At 71.8% G+C, this 9381-nt stretch carries 11 protein-coding genes; 6 read left to right on the forward strand and 5 right to left on the reverse strand.

The genetic code is table 11. From position 1 onward, the window contains the following. A partial coding sequence (locus FNH09_RS41595) for a DEAD/DEAH box helicase (protein WP_162469887.1) occupies window positions 1-1013 on the reverse strand: 1013 nt, incomplete at its 3' end. A 40-nt stretch (window positions 1014-1053) separates the two neighbouring features. Continuing rightward, the gene (locus FNH09_RS41600; RefSeq protein ID WP_162469891.1) at window positions 1054-1863 is read right to left on the reverse strand and encodes a methyltransferase domain-containing protein; all 810 of its coding nucleotides are present in this window, start codon (window positions 1861-1863) and stop codon (window positions 1054-1056) included. Window positions 1864-2240: 377 nt separating this feature from the next. Between FNH09_RS41600 and rpsA the strand changes: the two genes are divergently transcribed. The 4 genes from rpsA to FNH09_RS41625 all read left to right on the forward strand — a co-directional run bounded on the left by rpsA (window position 2241) and on the right by FNH09_RS41625 (window position 6206). Then, window positions 2241-3734, forward strand: a complete 1494-nt coding sequence (gene rpsA, locus FNH09_RS41610; RefSeq protein WP_152895055.1) for a 30S ribosomal protein S1 — start codon at window positions 2241-2243, stop codon at window positions 3732-3734. Window positions 3735-3987: 253 nt separating this feature from the next. Further along, window positions 3988-4926, forward strand: coding sequence for a PAC2 family protein (locus tag FNH09_RS41615; protein WP_162469888.1), 939 nt, complete (start codon window positions 3988-3990; stop codon window positions 4924-4926). 157 nt (window positions 4927-5083) lie between these two features. Further along, entirely contained in the window at window positions 5084-5713 is a 630-nt protein-coding gene (gene coaE, locus FNH09_RS41620; RefSeq protein WP_162469889.1) for a dephospho-CoA kinase, read from the forward strand. Window positions 5714-5825: 112 nt separating this feature from the next. After that, window positions 5826-6206, forward strand: coding sequence for a tetratricopeptide repeat protein (locus tag FNH09_RS41625; protein ID WP_162469890.1), 381 nt, complete (start codon window positions 5826-5828; stop codon window positions 6204-6206). Window positions 6207-6312: 106 nt separating this feature from the next. Here the strand turns inward: FNH09_RS41625 and FNH09_RS41630 are convergent, their stop codons facing one another. After that, window positions 6313-6579 (reverse strand): DUF6343 family protein, encoded by a 267-nt coding sequence (locus tag FNH09_RS41630; RefSeq protein ID WP_152895056.1) that lies wholly within the window; start codon window positions 6577-6579, stop codon window positions 6313-6315. Window positions 6580-6759: 180 nt separating this feature from the next. Here FNH09_RS41630 and FNH09_RS41635 point away from each other — a divergent pair, with 180 nt between their 5' ends. Further along, window positions 6760-7236 (forward strand): DoxX family protein, encoded by a 477-nt coding sequence (locus FNH09_RS41635; RefSeq protein WP_152895057.1) that lies wholly within the window; start codon window positions 6760-6762, stop codon window positions 7234-7236. Between the two features lie 16 nt (window positions 7237-7252). On the opposite strand, the gene FNH09_RS41640 is transcribed toward FNH09_RS41635, so the two are convergent. After that, entirely contained in the window at window positions 7253-7807 is a 555-nt protein-coding gene (locus tag FNH09_RS41640; RefSeq protein WP_152895058.1) for an RNA-binding S4 domain-containing protein, read from the reverse strand. 107 nt (window positions 7808-7914) lie between these two features. Between FNH09_RS41640 and FNH09_RS41645 the strand changes: the two genes are divergently transcribed. Then, window positions 7915-8610, forward strand: coding sequence for a uracil-DNA glycosylase (locus FNH09_RS41645; protein ID WP_152895059.1), 696 nt, complete (start codon window positions 7915-7917; stop codon window positions 8608-8610). Between the two features lie 14 nt (window positions 8611-8624). Here FNH09_RS41645 and FNH09_RS41650 read toward each other — a convergent pair whose 3' ends face one another. Next, window positions 8625-9083: a GNAT family N-acetyltransferase gene (locus tag FNH09_RS41650; protein WP_152895060.1), complete on the reverse strand. Its 459-nt coding sequence runs from the start codon at window positions 9081-9083 to the stop codon at window positions 8625-8627. Between the last annotated feature and the right edge of the window lie 298 nt (window positions 9084-9381).

Raw genomic sequence — 9381 nt, forward strand, 5'->3', positions numbered from 1 at the left:
CTACACATAAGCACGTAAGGGGTCGTCGGCAGCTTCAGATGTGTATAAGGGACAGCGCTCAGCCCGCGCGCGTGGTCGACGCGCGGCTCGCGCGCCAGCCCCGAGTCGACCACCACGCGCACCCCGGGCACCGTCAGAGACGACTCCGCCACGGACGTCGCGAGGACCACCCGGCGCCGCGCTCCGGGCGCCAGCACCGCGTCCTGCACGGCCGCCGGAGCCCGCCCGTGCACCTGGAGCACGTCGACGTCGCCGAGCGCCCCGAGCTGCCCGGCGACCCGCGCGATCTCGCCCACGCCAGGAAGGAAGCAGAGCACGTCACCGGAGCGCTCGGCCAGCGCCCTGCGCACCACCGACGCCACGTGCGCCGGCAGCGCCGGGTCGACCCGCATCCCGTGCGGCGGCCGCAGCGGCCGGGCCGGCGGCGCCCACACCACCTCGACCTCGTACGCGGCCCCGCGCGCCTCGACCACCGGCGCCCCGCCCAGCAGCCGCGCCCAGCCGTCCGCGTCGGTCGTCGCCGACGCGGCCACCAGGCGCAGCTCGGGCCGCAGCGCCGAGCGGACGTCCCACAGGAACGCCGCCACCGTGTCCGCGTCCAGATGCCGCTCGTGGCACTCGTCGATCACCACCACGTCGACGCCCGCCAGCTCCTGGTCACGCTGGAGACGCTGGAGCAGCACGCCCGTCGTGACGATCTCCACGCGTGCGTGGCGCCCGACCACCCGCTCGCCGCGCACGGTGTAGCCGACGCTCTCGCCGACCTTCTCGCCCAGCAGCCAGGCCATCCGCCGGGCCGCCGCCCGCGCAGCGATCCGCCGCGGTTCGGCCACGACCACCCGCCGCGCGGGACCCGCGCCGGTCAGGCCGGCCAGGGCGAGCGGGACGAGTGTCGTCTTGCCGGTGCCGGGCGGCGCCACGAGGACGGCCGTGCCGTGCGTCTCCAGGGCGTCGTCCAGAGCGGGCACGGCCTCGCGGACGGGCAGGGAGTCCAGGGCGTCGTAACGGATCACTCGTCCAGCCTCGTATGTTCAGTCCCTTGCGCGCACGTGTTCAGTCCCGTACGCACACGAAGATCGCCGTCCCCGGGATCAGGTTCCCGCGCAGCGGCGACCAGCCGCCCCACTCGGAGGTGTTCCAGGCCGGCCACTCCGGCTCCACCAGGTCGACCAGGCGGAAACCGGCCGCCACCACGTCGCGGACGCGGTCGCCGACGGTCCGGTGGTGCTCCACGTACACGGCCCGGCCCTCCTCGTCCTGCTCCACGTACGGCGTGCGGTCGAAGTAGGAGGCGGACACCGAGAGCCCCTCGGGGCCCGGCTCGTCCGGGAACGCCCAGCGGATCGGGTGCGTCACCGAGAAGACGAACCGGCCGCCGGGCCGCAGCACCCGGCGCACCTCGCGCAGCACCAGGACCGGGTCGGCCACGAACGGCAGCGCGCCGTAGGCCGAGCACGCCAGGTCGAAGGAGGCGTCCGCGAAGGGCAGCGCGGCCGCGTCGGCACAGACGAGGGGAAACGATCCGCCGATCCGCAGGGCGTGCTGGAGCTGGCGGTGGGAGAGGTCCAGCGCGACCGGGCGCGCGCCCTGCGCGGCCAGCCAGCGCGCGCACTGGGCCGCGCCGGCGCCGATCTCCAGGACGTCCTGGCCCTTGAGCGCCTCGGCCGGGCCGAGCAGCTCGGCCTCCACCTCGTCCAGGCCCTCGGGGCCCCAGACGAAGCGGTCGTCCCCGAGGAAGGTGCCGTGGTCGACCTGGTACTCGTCGGCGTTGCGGTCCCACCAGCCCCGGTTGGCCCGCGCGCTCTCCACGATGTCCGAGGCGCGGCGGGTGGCTTCCGGTTCGAAGGTCTCGGGCTCTTGGATGATCGGCTCCCTCGTATTAGTCTGCGGCCACTTCCCTGCAACACGCCGGGCGTGTCACGGAAGGGGTATCCCGGCCTGTGTGGCCTGCTGGGACGAGTTTTTGTGCCGGATTTGGGGCGATCCGCCCCGGGTGTGCGCCTTCGCGCATTGACCCTGCCCGGCTGCCCCCGTATGCTACAAGTTGCGCTGCGAGCCTGCGCTCCTCAGACCTAGCAGGCTGCGCTCGCATCTGTTGTATGTCCCCTCGGTTTTCGAGGCGCCACCAGAGTTCTCTCGGTGTGGCGCTTCCTTGGCTGTCCGGCTTCATCAGAGCGATCACGGGCTCCCGGCGTAGCAGTACCTACGACTTTCTGTCCGTAACCGGAGCCCTTTCCCACATGACGAGCAGCACCGAGACCACCGCCACCACCCCGCAGGTTGCGGTCAACGACATCGGTAACGAGGAAGCCTTCCTCGCCGCGATCGACGAGACGATCAAGTACTTCAACGACGGCGACATCGTCGACGGCGTCATCGTGAAGGTCGACCGGGACGAGGTCCTGCTCGACATCGGTTACAAGACCGAAGGTGTCATCCCGAGCCGCGAGCTCTCGATCAAGCACGATGTCGACCCGAACGAGGTCGTCAAGGTCGGCGACGAGATCGAGGCCCTTGTTCTCCAGAAGGAGGACAAGGAAGGCCGTCTGATCCTCTCGAAGAAGCGCGCCCAGTACGAGCGTGCCTGGGGCACCATCGAGAAGATCAAGGAAGAGGACGGCATCGTCACCGGTACCGTCATCGAGGTCGTCAAGGGTGGTCTCATCCTCGACATCGGCCTCCGTGGCTTCCTGCCGGCCTCCCTCGTCGAGATGCGCCGTGTCCGCGACCTCCAGCCCTACGTGGGCAAGGAGCTCGAGGCCAAGATCATCGAGCTGGACAAGAACCGCAACAACGTGGTCCTGTCCCGCCGTGCCTGGCTGGAGCAGACCCAGTCCGAGGTCCGCCAGACGTTCCTCACGACCCTCCAGAAGGGTCAGGTCCGCTCCGGCGTCGTGTCCTCGATCGTCAACTTCGGTGCCTTCGTGGACCTGGGTGGCGTCGACGGTCTGGTTCACGTCTCCGAGCTGTCCTGGAAGCACATCGACCACCCGTCCGAGGTTGTCGAGGTCGGCCAGGAAGTCACCGTCGAGGTCCTCGACGTCGACATGGACCGCGAGCGTGTCTCCCTGTCGCTGAAGGCGACGCAGGAGGACCCGTGGCAGCAGTTCGCCCGTACCCACCAGATCGGCCAGGTCGTCCCGGGTAAGGTCACGAAGCTGGTTCCGTTCGGTGCGTTCGTCCGCGTGGACGAGGGCATCGAGGGTCTGGTCCACATCTCCGAGCTGGCCGAGCGCCACGTGGAGATCCCGGAGCAGGTCGTCCAGGTCAACGACGAGATCTTCGTCAAGGTCATCGACATCGACCTCGAGCGTCGTCGCATCAGCCTCTCGCTGAAGCAGGCCAACGAGTCCTTCGGTGCCGACCCGGCCTCGGTCGAGTTCGACCCGACCCTGTACGGCATGGCCGCGTCGTACGACGACCAGGGCAACTACATCTACCCCGAGGGCTTCGACCCCGAGACCAACGACTGGCTCGAGGGCTACGAGACCCAGCGCGAGGCCTGGGAGCACCAGTACGCCGAGGCGCAGCAGCGCTTCGAGCAGCACCAGGCTCAGGTCATCAAGTCCCGCGAGGCCGACGAGGCCGCTGCCGCCGAGGGCGGCGAGGCTGCGGCTCCGGCCGCGTCCGGTGGCGGTTCGTACTCCTCCGAGGGTGCCGACACGTCCGGCGCGCTGGCCTCGGACGAGGCGCTTGCCGCGCTGCGCGAGAAGCTGGCCGGCGGCCAGAGCTGATCGCTGAGCAGTAGCTAGCTCTCTGCCGAGGGCCCGCACCCACCCGGGTGCGGGCCCTCGGTGCTTGTGTTTCCCGGCCTCTGTTCCCCGGCGCGGTAGGGCCTGCCGATGTCCGGCCGGCCGACCGGTGACCGGTCCTTCGTGCGGCGCCGTCCGAAGAACCGTGCGGCGCGGCCCGATCAAGGTCGCGGTCCGGGAATGCGCGCGTCGTCGACGACGTTCTCTAGTAGGAACACGAGGAGGAGCGGTCCAAGTGCTTGATCCGCAGGGTTTGTACGCATGGGAGCCGAAGGGGCTGGCCGTCGTCGACATGGCGCTGGCCCAGGAGTCGGCCGGACTTGTCATGCTCTACCACTTCGACGGATACATCGACGCGGGCGAGACCGGCGAGCAGATCGTCGACCGGATCCTCGACTCGCTGCCCCACCAGGTCGTGGCCCGCTTCGACCACGACCGGCTCGTGGACTACCGGGCCCGCCGCCCGCTGCTGACCTTCCAACGCGACCAGTGGACGGACTACGACGAGCCCGCCATCGACGTGCGGCTCGTCCAGGACGCCACCGGGGCGCCCTTCCTGCTGCTGTCCGGCCCCGAGCCGGACGTCGAGTGGGAGCGGTTCGCCGCGGCCGTCCAGCAGATCGTGGAGCGGCTCGGCGTCCGGCTGTCCGTGAACTTCCACGGTATCCCCATGGGCGTCCCGCACACCCGCCCCGTGGGCCTCACCCCGCACGGCAACCGCACGGACCTCGTCCCGGGCCATCGCAGCCCGTTCGAGGAGGCACAGGTCCCCGGCAGCGCCGAGGCGCTCGTGGAGTACCGGCTCATCGAGGGCGGCCACGACGTCCTGGGTGTCGCCGCCCACGTGCCCCACTACATCGCCCGCTCCCCGTACCCGGACGCGGCACTGACCGTCCTGGAGTCCGTCACCGCCGCCACCGGACTGGTTCTGCCCGGTATCGCGCACGCCCTGCGCACCGACGCGCACCGGACGCAGACCGAGATAGAGCGGCAGATCCAGGAGGGCGACGAGGAACTCACCTCCCTGGTCCAGGGCCTTGAACACCAGTACGACGCGGCCGCGGGCGCCGAGAGCCGGGGCAACATGCTCGCCGAGCCCGTCGACATCCCGTCGGCGGACGAGATCGGCCGGGAGTTCGAGAAGTTCCTCGCGGAGCGGGAGGGCGAGAACTGATCCGATACGCTGCCGCACGGCAGCGAGCCACTCGTCCGCGCCCACGGCGCCACCGGCGCCACCCCTGCGGGGGTGCCCCGCAGGGTCCGGACGGTGGCCGTCGGAGCAGATCGGTACGCCCCGCGGCGGCGGGGCATCGTGAGGGGGAGGCGCGGTCGTGCTGTCCGTGGGTCTGACCGGCGGTATCGGAGCCGGCAAGAGCGAGGTGTCGCGGCTGCTCGTGGCATGCGGGGCCGTGCTGATCGACGCGGACCGGATCGCACGGGAGGTCGTCGCCCCGGGAACCCCCGGACTCGCGGCCGTCGTGGACGCCTTCGGCACGGAGGTGCTCGCCGAGGACGGCAGCCTCGACCGGCCACGGCTGGGCTCCCTCGTCTTCGCCGACCCGGAGAAGCTCGCCGTCCTGAACTCGATCGTCCACCCGCTCGTCGGCGCCCGCTCCCGCGAACTGGAGAGCGCCGCGGCCGAGGACTCCGTCGTCGTCCACGACGTCCCGCTGCTCACCGAGAACGGCCTCGCGCCGCTCTACGACCTCGTGATCGTCGTCGACGCCGCCCCCGAGACCCAGCTCGACCGCCTCGTACACCTGCGCGGCATGACCGAGGCGGACGCCCGCGCCCGGATGGCCGCCCAGGCGAGCCGAGACAAGCGCCTGGAGATCGCCGACATCGTCATCGACAACGACGTGCCGCTCGCCGGACTGGAGCGGCGGGTGCGCGAGGTGTGGGCGGAGCTCGTGCACCGGGCGCGGTCCTCGCGGGAGGCGGACCGCGAACCCCGGGGATGACCTCGGGAGCGCCCCCTGGGACAAGGCCGGGAACAGGACCCCCGGAGCATGGCCTGGAATAGGGGTGCGCGGTCCGGGCGTTGAATCATCCCGGCAAGGGAAGGAATTTCGCGTGCCCGAAACCAGCGGTTCGACCGGACGTACTCCGGAGACGCATGTCATCGACTTCCGCGCTGCCGAGCAGCTGCTCGCGGCACGGGATCCGCGGGGCGCGGTGAAGCTGCTCGACGGCGTCATCGCGGCGCACCCGGAGAACACCGCCGCCCGGCTGCTGCGCGCTCGGGCCTTCTTCGCCGCCGCGCAACTGCGGCCCGCCGAACTGGAGTTCACGATCGTCCTGGAGCGCGAGCCGGACAACGCGTTCGCGCACTTCGCGCTCGCCCGCACCTACGAGCGGCAGGGACGCCACGATCAGGCCAAGCGCCACTTCCGGCTGGCCGCCGCGCTGGACCCGAAGCCGCAGTACCTGAAGGCGGCCCGCTTCGACTCCTGAGCCGCCCGTCGGGTTCCGGAGTCGACCGTTCGACTCCCGAGCCGGCCGTTCCGCCGCCGGGCCCGAGCGGCCGGCCGTTCGGTTCCGGGCCCGCCGCCCGTGCCGGTCAGGGACGCCGGTGCTCGGGCGGGCGGTACGGGGGGACGTCGGGGCCCGGCTGGTAGTGCGGGCCCTGCCTGATGTGCTTGACGATCATCGACAGGTCGACGGTGATGACCAGCCACAGCGCCCCGCAGGCGGCGGCCCAGCCGGGCCGGCCGGCCAGCAGGAAGGCCACGGTCCCGAAGACCGTCCAGACCAGCCCCCACACGCTCAGCCAGAAACGCAGCCGCAGTGCACTGCGCGCTGTCGTCGGCTCACTGCCCGTACGCATCAGGATCACCCGCTCCTGACTGCAACGTACTCTCCGCCGCGGGCGTTCTCCAAGCGGCCCGCGCGGCGGGAGGCACCGCGACGCGGCGGCCGCAACCGCCGGTCGAGGGCGATGAGTTCCCCCGCGCGCGCCGGTCTACCTCTGTGACAGCACCACCGACCCGCTCACACAGGAGACCCCATGTCCGAGACCGCCGCCACCACCGCATCGGCCGCCTCCGCCTCCGCCTCCGTCACCGACGGCAGCCGACAGCCCCGTACCGCTCGTACGACTCGGACCGCCCGGATCGTCCTGCGCGGGCTCCAGGTGCTGCTCGCCCTCTTCTACGCGTTCGCGAGCGCCCTGCCGAAGCTGATCGCGCACCCGTCGGCCGTCGAATCGTTCGACCGCATCGGCTGGGGCAGCGCGGGCATGTACACCATCGGTGCGCTGGAACTGGCCGGCGCGGTGGCCCTGCTGGTCCCGGTGCTCCAGTCGGTGGCCGCGGTCGCGCTGGGCGCGCTGATGATCGGGGCGTTCGTCGTCCAGGTCACCGTCTTCGACGGACAGAACGCGGCGACCCCGCTCATCCTGCTCGTGCCGCTCACCGCCATCGCCTGGGCCAGGCGTGGACACAACGCCGAGTTGCTGCGACTGGTACGGCGGCGCCGAGCCTGACGTCCGTGGCCCGCGGTCACCGTCCCTCGGGACGGCCGCCCGGGCCACGCAGCCCGTTCAGGGCGCGCAGCCGTTCGATCTCCCGACGGTCCCGCTTGGTGGGGCGCCCGGTGCCCGGGTCGCGGACACCCGCCGGGGCGAAGGGCGTGCGGGGCGGGGGCGGCGGGCTGTTGTCGACGTAGCACTGGGCGGCCACCGGCGCGCCGACACGCTTGCGGATCAGCCGCTTCACGACGACGACCCGTTCCCAGTTCTCCTGCCGCACCCGCACCTCGTCGCCGACGCGGATCGAGTGCGCGGGCTTCACCCGCTCGCCGTTCACCCGTACGTGTCCGCCCCGGCACGCGGTGGCGCCCTGGGAGCGGGTCTTGACCAGCCGTACGGACCAGATCCAGGTGTCGATGCGGACGGACGCGCCGCTCGCGAGGCCGGCCGCCTCGGCGGCGGCGATCGCGGCGGCGACCTTCGGATCCGGCGCGCCCGTGTCGTGCGCCCCGTCTGCGCCCTGCGCGCCCTCTGCGCTCTCTGCGCCGTCCGTGCCGTCCGTGCCGTCCGGGTCCTCAACAACCATGGTCCCGACTCTAGCCTCCGGGACCGGCCCGTCCCGTGGGGTTTTCCCGGCCTCACGGCACCCGCCTCCCCTTAAGTCCCGTGTGCGTGCGGGGCTACGGTGGCTGTATGGACAGCCTGGCCGCTCTGGACGCCCGGATCACCGGGTGCACGGCGTGTCCCCGGCTCGTGGCCTGGCGCGAGGAGGTCGCCCGTACCAAGCGGGCCGCCTTCGCCGACCGTACGTACTGGGGACGCCCGGTGCCGGGCTTCGGGCCCGCCGACGCGTCGCTGCTGATCGTCGGCCTGGCGCCCGCCGCCCACGGCGGCAATCGCACCGGCCGGATGTTCACCGGCGACCGCTCCGGGGACGTGCTGTACCAGGCGCTGTACGACGTCGGCCTCGCCTCGCAGCCGACCTCCGTCGACATCGGTGACGGCCTGGAGCTGTACGGCGTCCGCGTCACCGCGCCGGTCCACTGCGCCCCGCCCGCCAACAAGCCCACGCCCGCGGAGCGCGACACCTGCCGGCCGTGGCTGGTCCGGGAGCTCGACCTGCTGCGGCCGACCCTGCGCGCCGCGGTGGTGCTCGGCGCCTTCGGCTGGCAGGCGGCGCTGCCCGCGCTCGCCGCGGCGGGCTGGACGCTCCCGCGCCCGCGGCCGGCCTTCGGGCACGGCGCCCGCGTGTCCCTCGACGGGCTGGAGCTCTTCGGCTGCTTCCACGTCAGTCAGCGCAACACCTTCACCGGTCGGCTCACCCCCGCGATGCTCCGCGAGGTGCTGCGCACGGCCGCGGACGCGGCGGGGCTCGGGAACGCGCGATAGGTGCGACAGGAGCCCTACGGCCGCCACACGTACCGCACGTCCGGCTCCCGCTCCTCGTTCCCGCTGCCGTCCGTGCGCTCGACGGCCACGAAACCGTGCCGCTCGTAGAAGCGGTGCGCCGGTTCGTTGACCTGGAAGGTCCACAGCGTCAGTTCCCGCGGGCTGCGCTCCTTGGCCAGTACGACGAACCGGTCACCGAGGCCCCGGCCGCGCCAGTCGGGGGCGAGATAGAGCTGGGAGAGGTGTTCGCCGTCCAGGACCATCACCCCGACGACCGCGCCGTCCGTCTCCGCGACCCAGGTCTCCCGCAGCGGCACCACCACGTCGCGGAAGTAGTCGCGCACGTCGTCGTCGGAGCGCGGCCTGACGACCGAGGGCAGCGCGGCGGCGAACGACCGCAGCCAGACCTCGGCCGCCGGTCCGGCATCGGAATCCGCGGCCCGGCGAAGCACGACGGCGCGATCAGAACTCATGGGCGGTCCCCTTCCCTCACCGGGACCGACGGCGGTGGCCGCGATCTCCGGACAACCTCCCGATCATCCACGCCCGTTCCGACGCCCGCACCCGCATTTTCCGACCCCGCGAGTTGCCGTCGTATCCATGGCGGGATGCTTGTAACGCCATGGAAATATGAGTGTCCAGCGTTCTCCATAAACATGTTCTACGGTGGAGCGTGCAGCCGTGGCTCGAAGCCCGCTGCCCATCGCCCGGCCGACGTCGTCCGAAGGCACACCCCGCCTGCGCCCGACGAAGGAGTTCCGTGCCCCGCCC

This window comes from Streptomyces adustus, from assembly GCF_009377175.1.
Lineage (GTDB): Bacteria > Actinomycetota > Actinomycetes > Streptomycetales > Streptomycetaceae > Streptomyces > Streptomyces adustus.